A 19,501-nucleotide genomic window follows, 5' to 3' on the forward strand; every position below is an offset into this window, starting at 1 on the left:
GGTTCACCCGATCGACCACCCGAAGGGCCACCCGCACCGATGTCACCGCATTCTCACAGCGGTGGCACCGCCCGTTCACAGCGGCAACCCGCCCTTGCGGCGCACCAGCTGGTGGCGCCGCCGTTCCACCTCGGCGGGTACCGGTGCGGTGCGCGCCGCCGGGGTGAGGTCAGCGGATGGCGGGCGTCTTGCGGCCGGCGCGCGACCTGCCGCCGTTGGCCTTGGCCGCCCGGGCGGTCGCCGCCGCCGCGCCCTTGGCCGTGCCGTCGAGCTTGAGCACGGTACGCAGGAACTGCCCGGTGTGGCTCTCGGCGACCTCGGCGACCTCCTCCGGGGTGCCCGTGGCGAGCACGGTGCCGCCCCGGTGGCCGCCCTCGGGCCCCATGTCGATCAGCCAGTCGGCACTCTTGATCACGTCCAGGTTGTGCTCGATCGTGATCACCGTGTTGCCCTTGTCGACCAGCCCCTCCAGCACCAGCAGCAGCTTGCGGATGTCCTCGAAGTGCAGGCCGGTGGTCGGCTCGTCGAGCACGTACACCGTCCGCCCGGTGGACCGCTTCTGCAACTCGGAGGCGAGCTTGACCCGCTGCGCCTCACCACCGGAGAGCGTCGGCGCCGGCTGCCCCAGCCGCACGTAGCCCAGGCCCACGTCGACGAGGGTCCTGAGGTGCCGGTGGATGGCCGGGATGGCGGAGAAGAACTCGGCCGCCTCCTCGATCGGCATCTCCAGCACGTCGGAGACGGTCTTGCCCTTGTAGTGCACCTCCAGGGTCTCCCGGTTGTACCGGGCGCCCTTGCAGACCTCGCACGGCACGTACACGTCGGGCAGGAAGTTCATCTCGATCTTGATGGTGCCGTCGCCGGAACACGCCTCGCAGCGCCCGCCCTTGACGTTGAACGAGAACCGACCCGGCCCGTACCCCCGGACCTTGGCCTCGGTGGTCTCGGCGAACAGCTTGCGCACGTGGTCCCAGACGCCGGTGTAGGTGGCCGGGTTGGAGCGCGGCGTACGACCGATCGGTGACTGGTCGACCCCGACGACCTTGTCCACGTGCTCCAGCCCGGCGACCCGGGTGTGCCGGCCCGGCACCAGCCGCGCGCCGTTGATCTGGTTCGCCAGCACCGCGTACAGGATGTCGTTGACCAGGGTCGACTTGCCGGAGCCGCTGACCCCGGTGACGGCGATCAGCTGGCCCAGCGGGAAGCTCACGGTCAGGTTGCGCAGGTTGTGCTCGCGGGCACCCTGCACCACCAGTTCCCGCCCGGGGGCCTGCGGGCGGCGCCCCTTCGGGGTCGGGATCTCCCGACGGCCGGACAGGTACGCCCCGGTCATCGACTCCGGGTTCGCCAGCAGCTCCGGCACCGAGCCGCTGTGCACGATCCGCCCGCCGTGCTCGCCCGCACCGGGCCCGATGTCGACGATCCAGTCGGCGGTGCGGATGGTGTCCTCGTCGTGCTCCACCACGATCAGCGTGTTGCCCAGGCCACGCAGCCGGACCAGGGTCTCGATCAGCCGGTGGTTGTCACGCTGGTGCAGCCCGATGGAGGGCTCGTCCAGTACGTAGAGCACGCCGACCAGCCCCGAACCGATCTGGGTGGCCAGCCGGATGCGCTGCGCCTCGCCGCCGGAGAGGGTACCGGCCGGCCGGTCCAGGGAGAGGTAGTCCAGGCCGACGTCGAGCAGGAACCGCAGCCGGGCGTTGATCTCCTTGAGCACCCGCTCGGCGATCAGCTTCTGCCGGTCGGTCAGCTCGATGCCGGCCAGCAGGTCGGCGCACTCACCCACGGACAGGTTGCAGACCTCGGCGATGCTGCGCCCGGCCAGGGTGACGGCGAGCACCTCGGGCTTGAGCCGGGCACCGCCGCAGGCGGCGCACGGCACGTCGCGCATGTAGCCCTCGTACTTCTCCCGCGACCATTCGCTCTCGGTGTCGGAGTGCCGGCGCTCGATCCACTGCACCACGCCCTCGAAACCGGTGTAGTACGAGCGCTCCCGGCCGTACTTGTTGCGGTAGCGCACATGCACCTGGTCGCCGGAGCCGTGCAGGATGGTCTTCTGCGCCCGCGACGGCAACGCCCGCCACGGGGTGTCGATGTCGAAGTGCTCCGCCTCGCCGAGCGCCTCCAGCAGACGCAGGAAGTACTCCAGGTTGTGCCCGGTCGACCAGGGCTGGATCGCGCCCTCGCGCAGGGTGCGCTCCGGGTCGGGCACCACCAGCTCCGGGTCGACCTCCTTCTTGGTGCCCAGACCGGTGCACTCGGGGCAGGCACCGTACGGGGCGTTGAACGAGAAGACCCGCGGCTCCAGATCCTCGATCGCGAGGGGGTGGTCGTTGGGGCAGGCCAGGTGCTCGGAGTAGCGCCGCTCCCGGCCCGGGTCGTCCTCGGCCAGGTCGACGAAGTCCAGCAGCACCAGACCGCCGGAGAGCCCCAGCGCCGCCTCGACCGAGTCGGTCAGCCGCTGCTTGGCGCTCGCCTTCACACTGAGCCGGTCGATGACCACCTCGATGGTGTGCTTCTCCTGCTTCTTGAGCTTCGGCGGATCGGTGAGCTGGTGCACCACCCCGTCCACCCGGGCCCGCGCGTACCCCTTGGCCTGGAGTTCGGCGAAGAGGTCGACGTACTCGCCCTTGCGGCCCCGCACCACCGGGGCCAGCACCATGAACCGGGTGCCCTCGGCCATCGCGAGGACCCGGTCCACGATCTGCTGCGGGCTCTGCTTGGAGATCCGTTCGCCGCAGACCGGGCAGTGCGGCTCGCCGACCCGGGCGTACAACAGCCGCAGGTAGTCGTAGACCTCGGTGATCGTGCCGACGGTGGACCGCGGGTTGCGCGAGGTCGACTTCTGGTCGATGGAGACGGCCGGGCTCAGCCCCTCGATGAAGTCGACGTCCGGCTTGTCCATCTGGCCGAGGAACTGCCGGGCGTACGACGACAGCGACTCGACGTACCGGCGCTGCCCCTCGGCGAAGATCGTGTCGAACGCCAGGCTCGACTTGCCCGACCCGGACAGCCCGGTGAACACGATCAGGGCGTCCCGGGGCAGGTCGAGGCTGACGTCACGCAGGTTGTGCTCGCGCGCGCCACGGATGATCAAACGGTCGGCCACGGTCCGTGTACTCCCGGGTGAGAATGACGAGGAAGATCTGTCCGCGTTTGGGATGAACCCAGCGGTTGTGCCAGCGCGGAGAGTGCGCCTCGGCAACTGTAGACCCGACCTACGACAACTTCCCCCCGCCACACATTCCCCCACCCCCACCCACCCCGTCCCACCCCCTCGGCCCTTGCCGCACACCCCGCCCCCGCCTCGTGGATCTTGCAGTTTGGGTCTGGACATAACGGAGCAAAAACGTCATTACGGCGACCGAAGCTGCAAGATCGACGGCGCGGTAGGGAGCGGCGGGGGTAGGCGGGGTGGGCGGGGTGGGTTACGGGCGGTGGGGGTGGCGGGTGGTGCGGCGGTGGGTTTCGTGGGCGATCTCGCGGTGCAGGCGGCGCCAGTTCCGCCAGCGCCGGGTGGACAGGTCACCGGACTCCAGAGCGGCCCGCACGGCGCAACCCGGTTCGGCCTCGTGGCCGCAGTCGCCGTACCGGCAGTCCAGGGCGAGATCGGCGATGTCACCGAAGGCTCGGTCTAGGCCGGCCGTGCCGTCGAGCAGGCCGACCGCCCGTACGCCCGGGGTGTCCAGCACGGCGCCGCCACCGGGCAGCGGAACCAGCGCGCGCCAGGTGGTGGTGTGCCGACCCTTGCCGTCGACCCGCCGGATCGACTGGGTCGGCATGACCAACGCCCCGGCCAACGCGTTGACCAGGCTCGACTTGCCGGCGCCGGAGGGACCCAGCAGACCGAGGGTGTGGCCGGGGGCCACCTCGGCGCGCAACGACGCCAGGCCGGCACCCGTCTCGACGCTCACCGGCAGCACCGGCACCTCGGGCGCGACGGCGGCGAGCTGGCGCGCCACCGCCGCCGGGTCGGGCGTCAGGTCGGTCTTGGTGAGCACCACCAGCGGCCGGGCGCCGGACTCGTGGACCAACGAGAGCAACCGCTCGACGCGGGCAGGGTCCGGCGCGGGATGGACCGGCTCGACCACGGCGGCGGTGTCCAGGTTGGCGGCGAGCAGTTGGCCGGCGGCGTCCTTGCCGGCGGTGCGCCGGATCAGGGCGGTACGCCGGGGCAGCACCGCCTCCACCGTCACCCGCGCGTCGGGCCAGGTGCCGAGCAGCACCCAGTCGCCGACGCCGGGCAGCCGGGTGGCGTCACCGGCCGCGGCGGCGAGCACGTTCCCGCCGCAGGAGGCGCGCACCGGCCCGTCCTCGGTCAGTACGGTGCAGACGCCGCGGTCGACCCGGGCAACCCGGCCCGGGCGGTGGTGGGCGTGGATACGACTCAGGTGTGCCGCCCGGTCGGTGTCCCAGCCCAGGGCGGTCAGGTTATTCTTCAAGGCTCCTCGTTCAGGTCGGTGCGGGTGTTACGGACGAGCGGTGACCGGCATGACGACCACCTCCTCCGTTCCGGCGCCGCGAACCGTTTCAACGGTAGGAGGCGTGGTGCTCGCACCGGAAGCGATTTCCCCGGCGACGCGGTCGGCGCCGGACGGCTAGGGTCGGGTGGTGACCATGGATCCGCTGTTGCCCACGGACGACGTGGTCGAGCGGACGCACGTCCTGGCCCGGACCGCCGCGGCCCACCCCCGACGCTCGGTCGCGGCGCAGTCGGACCACCTGCGCCGCCGGGCCGACCGGTTCGCCGAGGTGGTCGCGGTGATGCCGGTGCCGGCCTGAGCCCCGGTTCCACCCAGCCCGTCAGCCCTGACGGTCAGCTGACCCGCCCACCCGAATGGATCTAGCCAGAAATGACCTACAGCGGAGAAGTCACCCCCGGCGGCACCCCGGCGGTACGCGAACTCGAGCGGCTGACCATCACCAAGGTCTCGGTCGGCCCGATGGACAACAACGCGTACCTGCTGCGTTGCCGCGGCACCGGTGAGCAGGTGTTGATCGACGCGGCCAACGAGGCACCCCGCCTGTTGGAGCTGGTCGGCGACGCCGGACTGAGCGCGGTGGTGACCACTCACCGGCACATGGACCACTGGGTGGGGCTGGCGGAGGTGGTGGCCAAGACCGGCGCCCGTGCGCTGGTACACGCCGACGACGCGGCCGGGCTACCGATCGAGGCGGCGACCCTCGCCGACGGCGACACCGTGCCGGTCGGCGACTGCGCGCTGGAGGTCATCCACATCAAGGGGCACACCCCGGGTTCGGTGGCGCTGCTCTACCGCGACCCCACCGGCGTCCCGCACCTGTTCACCGGGGACAGCCTCTTCCCCGGCGGGGTGGGCAACACGGACCGGGATCCGGAACGCTTCGCCGCGCTGATCGACGACGTGGAGCACAAGTTGTTCGACCGGCTGCCCGACCAGACCTGGTTCTATCCGGGGCACGGTCGGGACTCGACGCTCGGCGCGGAACGTCCGCAGCTCGCCGAGTGGCGCGCCCGGGGCTGGTGACCGGTCCGGTGGCGGGGGTCAGTCGGTGATCTTGCGGAGCCGGCGCCGGGTGCCGAGCAGTACCGCCGCGGCCACCAGCAGCCCCCCGACCATCGTGAACGGCAGCGGACTGGCGCCCGCCGGGAGCAGTCCGGCCACCGACCGGGACGCGGTACCCGCCACCAGGTAGAGCCCGGCCCAGGCGGCCGCGCCGAGGGCCGCGAAGCAGAGGAACCGCCGGTACGACATGTGCAGCCCGCCCGCGGCCAGCGGCAGCAACGCGTTGAACACCGGCAGGAAGGGTGCCACCAGCACCAGCCGCCCGCCGTTGCGAAGCAGGATCCGCTCCGCCGCCACCCAGCGGTCCTCGCCGACCCAGCCACCGAAGCGGCTGTGCCGCAGTTGGTCGCCCCATCGTCGACCGACGAGGAAACTCAGCGACCAGCCGGCGAGGCAGCCGGTCACCGTGGCGACGAAGGTCGCCACGCCGGTGGTGGGGTTGCCGAGCGCCACGGCGGCGAGCACCACCACGTCGCCGGGGACGAGCACTCCGAACAGCGGTACCGCGTCGAAGAGCATGACCACGCCGAGTACGCCCATCAGCAGTGCCAGGGGTAGCTCCCCGACCTGGACCAACTGGTCTGCCATGCCCTGTACGCTAGGCCCTGATCGCAGCCGGGGGCATCGGGTTACCACCCGACGTTTTCCGCGGCGGCCTCCGGGGGATCCCTGATCGTCCCTCCGACCCGGGGTGTAGGCAGTTCCGCCAGTACTTGGCGCGCTTCGCCCGGCAAACGCGCTTTCCACCGGTTAACCTCTGGAAGGTATCGGGCGATCGGCGGCCATGGAGGCGGCGGTCGCCCGCCTGGAACAGGGAGAGAGAAAAGGCACATGGCAACCGGCACCGTGAAGTGGTTCAACTCGGAAAAGGGCTTCGGTTTCATCGAGCAGGACGGCGGCGGGCCCGACGTCTTCGTGCACTACTCGGCGATCGCGAGCAGTGGCTACCGGGAGCTGACTGAGGGGCAGAAGGTCGAGTTCGACGTGACGCAGGGGCAGAAGGGTCCGCAGGCGGACAACGTCCGTTCGATGTGACGGTGCCGGTGGCGGCGGCCGGTTGGCCGCCGCCACCCGTGGCCCGGCGGTCCAGCCGCCACCCGTGGCCCGGTTCAACTGTCACCTGCAACGTCGGCGGTCAGGCCGCCAGTCGCCGGCCCAGCTCCTGCACCACCTGCTGGGCGACGGTGGGTGGGATAGCGGCGGCGATCTCCTGCGGCGTGAGTCCGGCGAGCACCCCGCTCACGATCGCCTGTTCGTCGGTGAAGTCACGGTTGAGCAGCGAGTCCATCGCCGTCTGGAGTGCGGTGAGCTGCGAACCGATGCTCCGCAGCGTCGGGTGGTTCACCTTGAACTTCGGGTCGGTGTGGTCCTCACCCATGGCCATCCGGGTGTAGGTCTGCCCGACCGGGTTACGCCCGTCCAGGACCGTCAGGTTGCGGTGCACGGTCTTGAGCCAGTTGTGCTCCTCGGGTGTCATGTCGTTCTCCTCCGGCTTCTGGGTCGTGATGAGACCGATGCTGGTCAGGTAGCGACGGAACAACGGTGTCTGGTCGCGGTTCGCCTTGATCGAGTCGCGGAAGAAACTGAAGTGGGTGTGCCACAGGTGGGAGCGGTCGCCGGTGTTCCGCCGACCGAGTCGGTCCCACCGCCGGACGACCTTGCCGTCCGGCGAGTAGATGATCTCCCGGATGTCCCGGGTGTCCGCCGCGTTGGCCTGGCACTGCTGGACGCACCAGGTCGAGAAGCTGAACAGGTCGTGGCTCCGACCGCCACTGCCGACCCGGAACATGCCCACGTCCAGTGCCGCCGCGTCGAGGGTCAGGCCGTTGCGATCCCGCGACGACTCGACCACCGAGTAGTCGTTGGTCACCACCCGGTCGGATCCACAGTGGTATCCGCCGCGGTGGTTGGCATCGCCGACGATGCCCACCTCGTTGGGTTCGAGATCCTCGTCGCGTACCCGGTTGGGATCGCGGTTGAGGTGTTGGAGCAGCAGGGAGCGGACGGCCATCAGGTTTGCCGGTGCCCGCGTCATGGGTTCCCCCTTCACGGTCTCGTCGGGAGCCGGGCACGACGGTGACACCGCGTCACGCGGCGGGAAGCTTCACAGGCGGGCCCGACTATCAGCTGCACGGCGCCGGGCGTAGCACCACCATAGCCCGACCACCGAACAAATGCCCAGCTCAGAGGCGCTGAATCCGGCTTGGAGATGGCTGAGAGGCAGAGTCGACGACCGGCAGGACCACTGCGGACGGACGATCTGGATCGTGCAGGATCTCGCGATATCCACCACGGAGGGTGACCGCCGCGCCGAGTGGTTCACCGGTTCCGGGGTTGCGCGCGTACCGAGGGTGAGCACCACCGGAGACCTGTAGTCGCAGGCGGTGGCCGGGGGCGAAGCGGTGGGCGGTGGGCCACATCTCGACCGGAACCGCGCAGACTCCGGCACTGTCGACCGGGAACCGCTGTGGGTCGACCCGGACCAGTCCGTCACAGACGTTCCAGGATCGACCGCGGTGGTCCACGTCGCACAGTCGCACGAAGACGTCAAGGTAGGCCAGTTCGCTGCGCAGGTGGATCTCCGCTCGTACCGGGCCGATCACCTCGAGTGCGTCGGTGAGGGGCTCGCTGGTCCAGGTCAGCACGTCGGCGCGGCGCTCCACCGGTCGGTTGTCGACCGGGCCGGCCCGCTGCGCCACCAGCAGCGGCCCACCCAGCGACGGGGTCGGGTCGGCCGGGTCGTACCGGAATCCGTCCGGTGGGGACGGCACGGCCGCGGCGGTACGCAGGGCGGAGCCCGGGTGCAGGTGCCACCGGGTGAGCCGGGCCGGCGGGGGCCAGTCGGGCAGGTCCCGCCAACCTCCACCGGTACCACCGACGTGCACCCGGACCGGGGCGGCCGGCGGGGTTCCGGTGCCGGCGCTCGACGTGAGATGGGCGTCCAGCCAGCTGAGCCCCGCACGCAGGGCGGCGACGAACAGCCCGGGACTGCCGTGCGTCCACGGGCCGACGGTCAGCCGTGGCCGGGCGCCGACGGCGCGCAGCGCGGCGTAGTCGCGCAACTGCGCGGGCAGGAAGATGTCGTGCCAGCCGCTGACCATCGCCACCGGGGCGCGGACCAGGTGCAGTCGGTCGTCGAAGACCCGACTCCGCCAGTAGTCGGCCTGTGGGGTGTGCTGCCGCAGCCACTCCTGGAAGAACGGCACGGTGACCCCGGTGGCGACCCGGTCGGCCTCGACCAGCGGTAGATGGGACAGGGCGGCGACCAGCCTGGGCTGTCCCCGCTTGAGTTCCCACTGCCGGGCCAGCCACGGCACGGTCTGCGCCTGCAGCAACTCCACCCAGGTCAGGACCGTGTCCAGGGCGAACGACTCCCCGGCGTAGGTGGAGTCGCGGGTGGCCGAGGCGGTGGCCACGGCAACCATCGCGCGTAGTTCCCCACCCGCGTCGGCGGCCAGGGCCCACTGCACGAAGCCCTGGTAGCTGGCGCCGAACATGCCGAACGCCCCACCCCACCACCGCTGCCGGCGCAGCCAGTCGAGAGTGTCCAGGCCGTCGTCGCGCTCGAACGCGAACGGATCGAACGAACCGCCCGAGCCGCCGGTACCTCGGCACGACTGGATGACCACGTGGAAGCCCTGCTCGGCGGCGATCCGGCAGAGCAGCCGCATCGGTCCACCCCGGCCGTACGGGGTCCGGATCAGCACCGTCGGCGCGCCGGGCAGGTCGGGCGCGTAGTGGTCGGTGCGCAGGATCACCCCGTCGCGGGCCCGGACCGCGACGTCGCGGGTGACGACGATCCGCCGGGTACGCGCCGCGGGCAGCCGCAGCGCGGCCACGGCGAGTCGGGACGCCAGCCGATCCAGCACCGGCGCTCAGTCCGTCCGGCGTCGCGGTGCCGGTTCGACCCGCGCGGCCCGCACCTCGTCTCGGTGTTCCCGCAGCGAGCCGCCCATCGCGGTGATGAACCGGTAGACCACTTCCAGTTCGTCGTCGCCGAAGCCGGCCATCACCGCGTCGGTGCGCTCCCCCAGTGGGCGGAAGAAGTCCATCGCCACGGCGGCGCCCCGCTCCGCGTAGTGCAGCAGGACCTTACGCCGGTCGGTGGTGTCCCGGTCGCGGCGGATGTGCCCGGCCCGTTCCAACCGGTCGATCAGCGCGGTGACGGAGCCCGAGGAGAGGTCCAGCTGTTCACCGAGCCGGCCGGGGGTGATCGGTTCGCCGGTCAGCTCGGCGTCCATCACGGCGATCAGCGCCTGCAGGTCGGTGGCGCCCAGGCCGTGCTGGCCGGCGAACGCGTGCCCGACGTGCTGCGCGTCCACGCAGTAGCGCCGCAGCTCGGCCGTGATCTCCGCGACCAGCATGTCCCGCCGCGTGTCACGCCGCCGGTACATCCCGTGACCTGTCACGTCCCGCCGTTTCCTCCCGAGATTCCCCGGCCCGCAGCATAGCTCAGCATCGGACGGCGTCTCGGCTGTCGAGATTCTCGACAGCTGCCAGCAGTTGCGTCATCTCTCTTGATGGTCGAAACTCTCGATAGCCTAGATATGTCTTGTCGAGAGACCGGAGCTCAGCGCATGTCCCTGTTCACCCGCGTCGCCGGAAGTCGCCGGGCGGCCTGGCTCGCCGTCGCCGTGGCCGTCGTCGCCGGCGCGGCCGTCTTCGGGCTTCCCATCCCCGACAACCCGCCGCCGGTCTCCGCCACCGGCCTGTCCGAGCAGTGGCAGTCCACCCAGGCCGAACGACTGCAGGACGAACTGCCCGCCAGCGACGTGCAGCCCGCCGTGGTGGTGGTCAGCCGGGGCGACGCGGCACCGCTGAGCCAGGCCGACCGCGACGCGGTCACCGACGCCACCGCCGACCTGAGCCGGTTCGCCGCCGCCGACCAGGTCGCCCCGCCGCAGTTCTCCCCCGACGGCACGGTGGCCCTGGTCGCCGTACCCCTGTTCAGCACCGGCGGCCAGGAGGAGATCGCCGGTCGGGTGGCCGACCTCCGCGCGGCGCTCACCGGGTTCCCCGCCGACCTCACCGTCGAGGTGACCGGACCGCCCGCCTTCACCGCCGACCTGACCAAGGTCTTCGAGGGCGCCGACGTCACCCTGCTCGCCTTCACCGCCGCCGTCGTTGCGGTGCTGCTGCTGGTCACCTACCGCAGCCCGGTGCTGTGGATGGTGCCGCTGCTCATCGTGGCCGCCACCGAACAGCTCACCCTGCGTGCCCTCGACACGATCATCCCGGCCGTCGGGATCAACTTCGCCGGTGGCGCCGTCACCGGCATCGCCAGCGTCCTGGTCTTCGGCGCCGCCACCAACTACGCGCTGCTGCTGATCGCCCGCTACCGCGAGGAACTACGCCGCGAGGCGGACCGCTACGTGGCCATGCGCGCCGCCCTGCGACGGACCGCCGAACCGATCCTCGCCAGCGGCGGCACCGTCATGCTCGGTGTGCTCACCCTGCTGCTCAGCCAGCAGGAACTCAACCGGGCCCTCGCCGTGGCCTGCGCCGTCGGCATCCTGCTCGCGATGGCCTCGGCCCTGTTCGTCCTGCCGGCCGTCCTGGTCCTGCTCGGTCGCGGCCTGTTCTGGCCGTTCGTGCCGGAGGTCGGCAGCACCGGCCGGGAAGGCCGGATCTGGGGTCGGCTCGGCGCCGCCGTGGTCCGCCGGCCGGCGCCCGTCGCGGTGCTGGCCACCCTGCTGCTGGCCGGGCTCGCCCTCGGCGGCCTGGGCATCCGGACCGGCCTGTCGGAGACCGAGCAGTTCCGGGTCCAGCCGGAGGCCGTCGCCGGGGCACAGACCCTGGCCCGGGCCTTCCCCGCCGGCACCACCCAGCCGTTGGCGGTGCTGACCAACCCCGGTGCCGTACCGGCGGTGACCGCGGCCGCCGCCGACGTACCGGGCGTCGCCGCGGCCCGCCCCGGCGCCGCCGGGCCCGACGTCGCCCAGGTCGACGTGGTCCTCGATGCCGAATCGGGCACCCCGGCCGCGGACCGGACCGTGGAACGGCTGCGGGCCGCGGTCGCCGCAGTCGACGGCTCCGCCCCACCGGCCGTGGCGGGGGTCGGCGACCTGCCCGGCGCAGTCGTCGGCGGCACCGTCGCCGGCAGGTACGACTCGGCGGCGGCCGACGCCCAGGACCTGCGCCTGATCCTGCCGCTCATCCTGCTGCTCGTCGGCGCCGTCCTGGTCCTGCTGCTGCGTGGACTGGTCGCCCCGATCCTGCTCGTGGCCACGGTCGTCGCGTCGTACTTCGCCAGCCTCGGCGGTGCCTGGCTGCTCTTCGAGCACGTGCTCGGCTTCCCGGCACTGGACAGCGGCGTACCGCTGCTGGCCTTCGTGTTCCTCGTCGCACTCGGCGTGGACTACAACATCTTCCTGGTCACCCGGGCCCGCGAGGACGCCCGCACCACCGGCACCCGTAAGGGGATGCTCTCCGCGCTGCGGGTCACCGGCGGGGTGATCACCAGCGCCGGCATCCTGCTCGCCGCGGTCTTCGCCCTGCTCGGCGTGCTACCGCTGATCACGCTGACCCAGATCGGGATCATCGTCTGCCTCGGCGTACTGCTGGACACCCTGCTGGTACGCACGGTGGTCGTCCCCGCGCTGACCTTCCTGCTCGGCGAGCGGTTCTGGTGGCCGGGCCGGATCACGCCCAGCCCGGTCCACCCGCCCAGCCAGGTTCAGTAGCCCAGGCAGACGCACTCGGTCATCAGCGCACGGACGTTACGCACGTAGCTCGGGTTGGGGACGGCCAACGGCTGCCCCTCCCGGGCCACCGCGCCGTGCCCGTAGTTGTACGCCGCGATGACCGCGTTGAGCAGGCACGAGTTCAACTCGCTGGTGCACAGCCCGGCGTCGAGCCGGTAGTCCGAGTCGAAGTACATGTCACCGATGTACTTGGTGAGCCACGCCAGGTACGTCCCGCCGAGGTAGGCGTTGTCCTGGTAGTCCCACACGTCATAGTTCTGACCGAACCGCTGGTTCATCCAGGTCGCCGTGTCCGGCATCACCTGCATCAGGCCGATGCCACCGTCGCAGGCCACGATGTTGGACTGCCAACCGCTCTCCTGCCAGGCGGTCGCCTTGATCAGATTCAACGGGATGCGGATGTCCGGCGCCGAGGTGGGCCAGTAGGTACGCCCCGCCGCGTCGGTAAGCGCCGCCTTGGCCTGCGCCCGACTGGCCTGGTCACCCTTGTAGCTGGGCTTGCAGCTGCTCGGCGCCGGCTTGGGCGGGGCCGGCGGCACCTTCGTCTCCGTCGGCGGCTTCGGCACCGTCCGCGGCGCGGTCGAGGTCCGCTTCGGCTTCGGCTTCGCCGAGGGGGAGCCGGACGCCGACGGCGAGGCACTGGCGCTGGCCTTGGCCTTCGGCGCGGCACCCATCGACTCCACCGCCGCCGGGGTGGCGCTCGCCTCGTCCGGCAGGGCCGACTCGTCCGGTTCGGCGCTCTCCGGCGGCTGGTCCTCGGGGAACGCGACCGGCGCGGGCAACTCCCGGGGCGAGCCGCCGTCCACCCTGGCGCAGCCGCCCCCGGCCACCAGCAGTGCCGCGGCAACGAACGCGATGCCCACCCGAGTGACGTTCCGCCCCATGTCGACCCCCTTCGGCAGTGACGAACCGCCGCAGGCTAGCAGGATGGGCCCGTCCCCGGTGTCCCCGAAACTGCCCCACGACGCCCGCGCCCGCCCGCCCCAGCTGCCACAATCGGTACCGGAAGCGCGCTCGGACGCTCGGCAAGCCCACCGAGTGTGACCCCGGCGCGCACCGCATCGGCCCAGGCGGGAGGATGGAGGCATGCAGCTTCGCACCGACCTCCGCAACGTCGCCATCATCGCTCACGTCGACCACGGCAAGACCACCCTGGTCGACGCCATGTTGCGGCAGGCCGGCGCCTACGGCGCCCGGGGCGAGGTGACCGAGCGGGTGATGGACTCGATGGACCTCGAACGGGAGAAGGGCATCACCATCCTGGCCAAGAACACCGGCGTGCGCTACCTGCCGGCGGACGGCTCGGACCCGGTCACCATCAACATCATCGACACGCCCGGGCACGCCGACTTCGGCGGTGAGGTCGAGCGCGGGCTGACCATGGTCGACGGGGTGGTGCTGCTGGTCGACGCCAGCGAGGGCCCGCTGCCGCAGACCCGGTTCGTGCTCCGCAAGGCCCTCAAGGCCCGGATGCCGATCATCCTGGTGATCAACAAGGTGGACCGTCCCGACGCCCGGATCAAGGAGGTCGTCGACGACACCTACGAACTCTTCCTCGACCTGGACGCCGACGAGGAGCAGATCGACTTCCCGATCGTCTACGCCTGCGCCCGCGACGGCATCGCCTCGCTGACCCAGCCGGCCGACGGCTCGGTGCCGGACGACAGCACCTCACTGGAGCCGCTGTTCCGCACCCTGCTCGACACCATCCCGGCGCCCGCGTTCGACGCGGACGCGCCGCTCCAGGCGCACGTCACCAACCTCGACGCCTCCCCGTTCCTCGGCCGCCTGGCGCTGTGCCGGGTCCGCCAGGGCAACATCGCCAAGGGCCAGACCGTGGCCTGGTGCCGCACCGACGGCAGCACCCAGCGGGTCCGCATCTCCGAACTGCTGATGACCGAGGGTCTGGAGCGCAAGCCCGCCGAGTCGGCCGGACCGGGCGACATCATCGCCGTCGCCGGCATCCCCGAGATCATGATCGGCGAGACCCTCGCCGACGCCGAGGACCCGCGGCCACTGCCGCTGATCACCGTCGACGAGCCGGCCATCTCGATGACCATCGGCACCAACAACTCGCCGCTGGTCGGTCGGGTCAAGGGCGCCAAGGTCACCGCCCGGATGGTGAAGGACCGCCTGGACAAGGAACTCGTCGGTAACGTCTCGCTCCGGGTACTGCCCACCGAGCGGCCCGACGCCTGGGAGGTGCAGGGCCGCGGGGAACTCGCCCTGGCGATCCTGGTCGAGCAGATGCGCCGCGAGTCCTTCGAGCTGACCGTCGGCAAGCCGCAGGTGGTCACCCGGGAGATCGACGGCAAGACCTGCGAGCCGGTGGAGCGGCTCACCATCGACGCGCCGGACGAGTACCTCGGCGCCATCACCCAGCTGCTGGCCACCCGCAAGGGCCGGATGGAACAGCTGGTCAACCACGGCACCGGCTGGATCCGGATGGAGTGGCTGGTCCCCGCCCGCGGGCTGATCGGCTTCCGTACCGAGTTCCTCACCGAGACCCGGGGCACCGGCATCCTGCACCACGTCTTCGAGTCCTACGAGCCGTGGTTCGGCGAGCTGCGTACCCGCAACAACGGCTCGCTGGTCGCCGACCGGTCCGGCAGCGTCACCGCGTTCGCGATGACCAATCTCCAGGAGCGTGGCCAGCTCTTCGTCGAGCCCGGCACCGAGGTGTACGAGGGCATGATCGTCGGGGAGAACTCCCGCTCCGACGACATGGACGTCAACATCACCAAGGAGAAGAAGCTCACCAACATGCGCTCGTCCACGGCCGACGAGACCGAGAAGCTGATCCCGCCGCGGAAGCTGTCGCTGGAGCAGGCGCTGGAGTTCTGCCGTGAGGACGAGTGCGTCGAGGTCACCCCGGCCGCGGTCCGCATCCGCAAGGTGACCCTCGACCAGACCCAGCGGGCCCGCGCCGCCGCCCGCCGCAAGCACGCCGGCTGACCGCGCCGGATGGACCTGGGCGACCTCGACGCGCGGCTGGCGGAGACGCCCGGCACGGTCTCGGTGTACGCGGGACGACTCCACGCCCCGCCCACCTGGACCCGGCACGCCGAGGTCACCCACTATGCGGCGAGCACGATGAAACTGGCCGTGCTCGCCGCGCTGTACCGAGCCGCCGAGACCGGTCGCCTCGACCTGGACGCCCCGGTCGAGGTGTCCAACCGGTTCACCTCGGCCCGGCCGGACGCCGCCCCGTACGGCTGTGCCCGCCACTACGACAACGACGACGCCGTCTGGGCCCGACTCGGCGAGCACGTGCCGCCACGCTGGCTCGCCGAGCGGATGATTGTCCGGTCCAGTAACCTCGCCACCAACCTGCTCATCGAGCACCTCGGGCGCCCCGCGCTGGCCGAGGTCTGGGCGCTCGCCGGTGCCCGGCACAGCGGCACCGCCCGCGGCATCGAGGACTTCGCCGCCCGCGAGGTCGGCATCACCAACCTGGTCACCGCCGCCGACCTGGCCGCCCTGCTCGACACCATCGCCACCGGCGCCACCCGACCGGGACCGATCGCCTCGCCCGCCGGCTGCGCCGAGATGCTGGACGTGCTCTGCGCCCAACAGATCCGCCAGGACGTCGCCGAGGGGCTACCGGCCGGCGTCCGCCTCGCGCACAAGAACGGCTGGGTACCCGGCATCCGGCACGGCGCGGCGGTGGTCTTCCCCGAAGACGCCGCCCCGTACCTGATCGTGGTCTGCACCACCACCCCGCTCACCGAGCAACCGTCCGGCGCGCGGAGCGACGTCGACGCCCGCCAGCTGGCCGCGGACATCTCCACCCGGGTGTGGCAGGCCCGCCACCACCTCACGCCGGCCGACCCGCCGCCGACCTCGGCACACTGACCACGCGCGCACCGCACCCGCACCCGGTCACCGAGGTAAAGATTCAGACTGAGGATTGATAGGCACGAGGATCCCTCATATCGTCCCCACAACAGGGTTGCAACCGACCCGGGGGTGGACGTGCGGTCAGACGCCGAAGCGGTGGTCAGGGTCGCCGTCGGCACGCTGTGGGAAACACCCGAGGCGGTCCGACCGGACGACGCACCGGCGCTCGGGGCGCTCGCCGATGTCGGGGCATGGGTCGCCGGCCTGGACGCCGACCGGCAGGGCGGCGACTGCGTACTGAGCCAACTCCTGCTCGGCGAGCGGGTGCTGGTCACCGCGATCCGCTCGGACGGCTGGGCACACGTGGTCGCCGTCGAGCAGCCGTCCGAGCGGCTCGACCCGCGCGGCTACCCCGGCTGGCTGCCCGCGGTGCACCTGGCGCCGGTGGAACCGGGCGTGGACGGCGCCGCCCAGGTCGTGGTGGACGCCATGGTCACCGCCCTGCGCGCCACGCCGGACGGCCCGGTCGTGCTACCCGGGGTCGTCCTCGGCACCCGGCTGGCGCCGGCCGGGCCACCGGTCGACGGTTGGCGTCCGGTGCACACCCCTGGGCGCTCCGAGCCGCTGTGGCTGCCGGCGGCACACCTGGCCCCCGCACCGACCCGGCCGCCCACCGCCGCGGAGGTGCTCGCCGTGGCATCCCGGCTGATCGGCGTCGGCTACCTGTGGGGTGGCCTGTCGGCGTACGGGATCGACTGTTCGGGATTGGTCCACCTGACCTGGCGTCGGCTCGGCGTACCGCTGCCCCGCGACGCCAGCGACCAGGCCGCCGCCAGCCAGCCGGTCGAGCTGGGCGCGGAACGCCCCGGCGACCTGTACGCCTTCGCCCGCCCCGGGCAACGGGTCCACCACATCGGCATCGTCACCGCCGACGTCCGGCCCGGCGACGAGCGGCGCATGCTGCACGCCTGTTACCAGCACCAGCGGGTGCTGGAGGAACGACTGCCGGCCGACCGCACCGCCACCCTGGTCGGTGCCCACCGGATCTGATCAGCCGCGCGTGCCGGTGACCTCCCGGCGCCGGTCGCGGGACGACTTGACCAGGCTGGCCACCGTGGCGGTGGCCAGCGTTCCCATGATCACCAGCAGGGACAGCCAGATCGGGATGTGCGGCGCCCAGCCGACCGGCTCGCCGCCGTTGAGGAACGGCAGGTTGTTCTCCGCCAGCGCCTCCAGGATCAGCTTGACCCCGATGAAGCCGAGCACCACCGCCAGGCCGTAGCTCAGGTAGATCAGGCGCTCCAGCAGGCCGCCGAGCAGGAAGTACAGCTGCCGTAGCCCCATCAGTGCGAAGACGTTGGCGGTGAAGACCAGGTACGGCTCGTGGGTGATGCCGAAGATCGCCGGGATCGAATCGAGGGCGAAGATCAGGTCGGTGGTGCCGATCGCGATCATGACGATGAGCATCGGTGTGAACAGACGCCGGCCGCCCTCGCGGGCGGTGAGCCGCGCACCGTCGTAGCCCCGCGAGATCGGTAGCGCCCGTCGGCTCCACCGCACGAGCACGTTCTCCTGGAACTCCTCCTCGGCCGACTCGCCCTGCCGGGCCAGGTTGATCGCGGTGTAGATCAGGAATGCGCCGAAGAGGTAGAAGACCCAGGTGAACTGCGAGATGAGGGCGGCACCGGCGGCGATGAAACCGCCGCGCATGACCAGGGCGAGCACGATGCCGACGAGCAGCACCTTCTGTTGGTACTGCCGGGGCACCGAGAACCGGGCCATGATGATCATAAAGACGAAGAGGTTGTCCACCGAGAGGCTGTACTCGGTCAACCAGCCGGTGTAGAACTGCCCCGCCACGCTGGCCCCGGCGGTCAGCCAGAGCCCGACCCCGAACAGCAGCGCCAGCCCCACGTAGAAGGCGACCCACAGGCTCGACTCCCGCACGCTCGGCTCGTGTGGACGACGCCCGATGATGAGCAGGTCCACCAGGAGCACCGCGGTCAGGGCGACGAGTGTAGCCACCCACACGAGTCCGGACACGTTCACAGTTTCATTCCTCCGGCAGGCACCCAGCAACCGGCACACGGTACGCCCCGCCCGCCGGTGCTCCCGGACCGGTGTCGATGCCCACACCCGGTCGGGTTTCCTAGGAGGCTAGGTGGAGGTTGCTGCCTCGGTCGGGTCGACCAACGGATCCGCCAGCGACCAACCGGCCGCCAACAACTCGTCGCAGGCGGCGACGGCCCGCGACAGCCACTGCGGGTGTGCTCCGGACAGCTCGACCACCGGCACGCCGGAATCCACCAACTCGGCCCGGAACCGCTCAGTCATCCAGCCCCGCAGGTGCGCCCCGTCCCGCAGCCCGTCGTCGTCGAACGGCACCCCGACGTGGTCGGTCAACAGGTACAGCGCCGGCCGCCGGGCCGCCGCCCGCACCTGCGCCGAGGCCGACCCGAGATACCGCTCCTCCCACCCCCCGGTGGCCCGGGTGTCGGTGTCGTAGTGCGCCGCCAGGGCGGCGGCCATCGTGGTGGTACCGGTCGACTCCGCGCCGACCACCACCACCCGGCGGACGAACCAGGCCCGCACCGCCGGCCCGAGCCACCGCCGGTGCCCCACCGGGTCCGCCCGCACCCCGGTACCGGAGACCGGCACGGCCCGCCGCCGAAGATCCACACAGACGGGTACGGCCGCGAACCGCCGCGCCAGTTCCTCGCCGTACGTCTCGGAGGAGAACACCGCGTCCACCGGATCCGCGCCGACGGCCTCCCGGAACACCGCGCAGTGCGCGTCCCACGCGGCCGGGTCGGCGTAGTCGACCGGACGGTCGTCGTAGCGGCCCACGAACCGCACCCAGGGCGTGTCCGCGTGCTCCTCGCGCAGCCACGCCAACCGGTCGGCCAGCGGGATCGACTCCCGGCGCGCGGGCGCCACCACCACGCTGACCCGGGCGCAGCGGGCGGCGGTGGCCCGCACCAGCGCGTGGTGCCCGGCGTGCGGCGGGTAGAACTTGCCCAACCACCAGGCCGTGCCGGAACTCGGCGGCCGGGACGGTCATGGGGTGGCCACCAGCGGACCGGATGGCACCGGCGTCGCACCGGCGCGTCGGCGCAGGTCGGCACGCCAGGCGCGCAGACCCAGCACGCACCGGCCCAGGAAGATCAGATCGAGCCCGGCGGTCCAGAACAGCAAGTACGTTGGCGATGCCGACGGGCCAGTTCGCGATCCGCTGCCGGGCACCAGCCACACGTTGAGCACCCCGGTACCGAAGCCCAGCAGCTCCGCCCAGGTCACGCCGACACCGAACACGGTGAACGCCGCCCCGGTAAGCCAGTCGATCATCGCTGCTTCCCTCCGTCGGCCACTTGGAGGCCGGACGCCGCGCAGGGAACGGCCAGCTCGCCCCAC

17 protein-coding genes are annotated in these 19,501 nt (G+C 71.5%); 7 read left to right on the top strand and 10 right to left on the bottom strand.

Annotation, left to right across the window (positions count from 1 at the left end):
* Positions 1 to 169 precede the first annotated feature (169 nt).
* Both uvrA and rsgA read right to left on the bottom strand, forming a co-directional pair.
* Positions 170 to 3,109: an excinuclease ABC subunit UvrA gene (gene uvrA / locus D2L64_RS18135; protein WP_119578111.1), complete on the bottom strand. Its 2,940-nt coding sequence runs from the start codon at positions 3,107 to 3,109 to the stop codon at positions 170 to 172.
* Positions 3,110 to 3,428: 319 nt separating this feature from the next.
* Entirely contained in the window at positions 3,429 to 4,442 is a 1,014-nt protein-coding gene (gene rsgA / locus D2L64_RS18140) for a ribosome small subunit-dependent GTPase A (protein ID WP_119578112.1), read from the bottom strand.
* 169 nt (positions 4,443 to 4,611) lie between these two features.
* Between rsgA and D2L64_RS27315 the strand changes: the two genes are divergently transcribed.
* Together D2L64_RS27315 and D2L64_RS18145 are read left to right on the top strand one after the other, a co-directional pair.
* Positions 4,612 to 4,782 (top strand): hypothetical protein, encoded by a 171-nt coding sequence (locus D2L64_RS27315; RefSeq protein WP_158603513.1) that lies wholly within the window; start codon positions 4,612 to 4,614, stop codon positions 4,780 to 4,782.
* A 71-nt stretch (positions 4,783 to 4,853) separates the two neighbouring features.
* The gene (locus D2L64_RS18145; RefSeq protein ID WP_119578113.1) at positions 4,854 to 5,507 is read left to right on the top strand and encodes an MBL fold metallo-hydrolase; all 654 of its coding nucleotides are present in this window, start codon (positions 4,854 to 4,856) and stop codon (positions 5,505 to 5,507) included.
* An 18-nt stretch (positions 5,508 to 5,525) separates the two neighbouring features.
* Here D2L64_RS18145 and D2L64_RS18150 read toward each other — a convergent pair whose 3' ends face one another.
* Positions 5,526 to 6,134 carry a DedA family protein gene (locus D2L64_RS18150; RefSeq protein WP_119578114.1) on the bottom strand — a complete coding sequence of 203 codons (609 nt, stop codon included), beginning with the start codon at positions 6,132 to 6,134 and terminating at the stop codon, positions 5,526 to 5,528.
* Positions 6,135 to 6,377: 243 nt separating this feature from the next.
* Between D2L64_RS18150 and D2L64_RS18155 the strand changes: the two genes are divergently transcribed.
* Positions 6,378 to 6,581 (top strand): cold-shock protein, encoded by a 204-nt coding sequence (locus tag D2L64_RS18155; RefSeq protein WP_119578115.1) that lies wholly within the window; start codon positions 6,378 to 6,380, stop codon positions 6,579 to 6,581.
* Positions 6,582 to 6,681: 100 nt separating this feature from the next.
* Here the strand turns inward: D2L64_RS18155 and D2L64_RS18160 are convergent, their stop codons facing one another.
* From D2L64_RS18160 to D2L64_RS18170, 3 genes are all read right to left on the bottom strand, one after another.
* A complete protein-coding gene (locus D2L64_RS18160; RefSeq protein WP_119578116.1) occupies positions 6,682 to 7,581 on the bottom strand; it encodes a hypothetical protein in 900 nt (299 codons plus the stop codon).
* 148 nt (positions 7,582 to 7,729) lie between these two features.
* Complete coding sequence (locus D2L64_RS18165) at positions 7,730 to 9,415, bottom strand: CocE/NonD family hydrolase (RefSeq protein ID WP_119578117.1); 1,686 nt, start codon at positions 9,413 to 9,415, stop codon at positions 7,730 to 7,732.
* A 6-nt stretch (positions 9,416 to 9,421) separates the two neighbouring features.
* Entirely contained in the window at positions 9,422 to 9,940 is a 519-nt protein-coding gene (locus tag D2L64_RS18170) for a MarR family winged helix-turn-helix transcriptional regulator (RefSeq protein ID WP_119578118.1), read from the bottom strand.
* Positions 9,941 to 10,123: 183 nt separating this feature from the next.
* On the opposite strand from D2L64_RS18170, the gene D2L64_RS18175 reads away from it, so the two are divergent.
* On the top strand, positions 10,124 to 12,229 hold the full coding sequence (locus D2L64_RS18175) for an MMPL family transporter (protein ID WP_119578119.1): 2,106 nt from the start codon (positions 10,124 to 10,126) through the stop codon (positions 12,227 to 12,229).
* Here D2L64_RS18175 and D2L64_RS18180 read toward each other — a convergent pair.
* Entirely contained in the window at positions 12,223 to 13,134 is a 912-nt protein-coding gene (locus tag D2L64_RS18180; protein ID WP_119578121.1) for a lytic transglycosylase domain-containing protein, read from the bottom strand. The two genes, D2L64_RS18175 and D2L64_RS18180, sit on opposite strands and share 7 nt — an antisense overlap.
* A gap of 202 nt (positions 13,135 to 13,336) precedes the next feature.
* On the opposite strand from D2L64_RS18180, the gene typA reads away from it, so the two are divergent.
* From typA to D2L64_RS18195, 3 genes are all read left to right on the top strand, one after another.
* Complete coding sequence (typA, locus tag D2L64_RS18185) at positions 13,337 to 15,205, top strand: translational GTPase TypA (RefSeq protein ID WP_119578122.1); 1,869 nt, start codon at positions 13,337 to 13,339, stop codon at positions 15,203 to 15,205.
* Between the two features lie 9 nt (positions 15,206 to 15,214).
* Positions 15,215 to 16,105, top strand: coding sequence for a serine hydrolase (locus D2L64_RS18190; RefSeq protein WP_119578123.1), 891 nt, complete (start codon positions 15,215 to 15,217; stop codon positions 16,103 to 16,105).
* A 114-nt stretch (positions 16,106 to 16,219) separates the two neighbouring features.
* Positions 16,220 to 17,140, top strand: a complete 921-nt coding sequence (locus D2L64_RS18195; protein ID WP_119578124.1) for a C40 family peptidase — start codon at positions 16,220 to 16,222, stop codon at positions 17,138 to 17,140.
* Here D2L64_RS18195 and D2L64_RS18200 read toward each other — a convergent pair whose 3' ends face one another.
* From D2L64_RS18200 to D2L64_RS18210, 3 genes are all read right to left on the bottom strand, one after another.
* On the bottom strand, positions 17,141 to 18,139 hold the full coding sequence (locus tag D2L64_RS18200) for a TerC family protein (RefSeq protein WP_119578125.1): 999 nt from the start codon (positions 18,137 to 18,139) through the stop codon (positions 17,141 to 17,143). It lies immediately after the preceding gene.
* Between the two features lie 108 nt (positions 18,140 to 18,247).
* Positions 18,248 to 19,111 (bottom strand): AAA family ATPase, encoded by an 864-nt coding sequence (locus tag D2L64_RS18205; protein WP_119578127.1) that lies wholly within the window; start codon positions 19,109 to 19,111, stop codon positions 18,248 to 18,250.
* A gap of 36 nt (positions 19,112 to 19,147) precedes the next feature.
* Complete coding sequence (locus D2L64_RS18210; RefSeq protein ID WP_199714598.1) at positions 19,148 to 19,435, bottom strand: hypothetical protein; 288 nt, start codon at positions 19,433 to 19,435, stop codon at positions 19,148 to 19,150.
* Between the last annotated feature and the right edge of the window lie 66 nt (positions 19,436 to 19,501).

Source organism: Micromonospora radicis (assembly GCF_003583405.1).
Lineage (GTDB): Bacteria > Actinomycetota > Actinomycetes > Mycobacteriales > Micromonosporaceae > Micromonospora > Micromonospora radicis.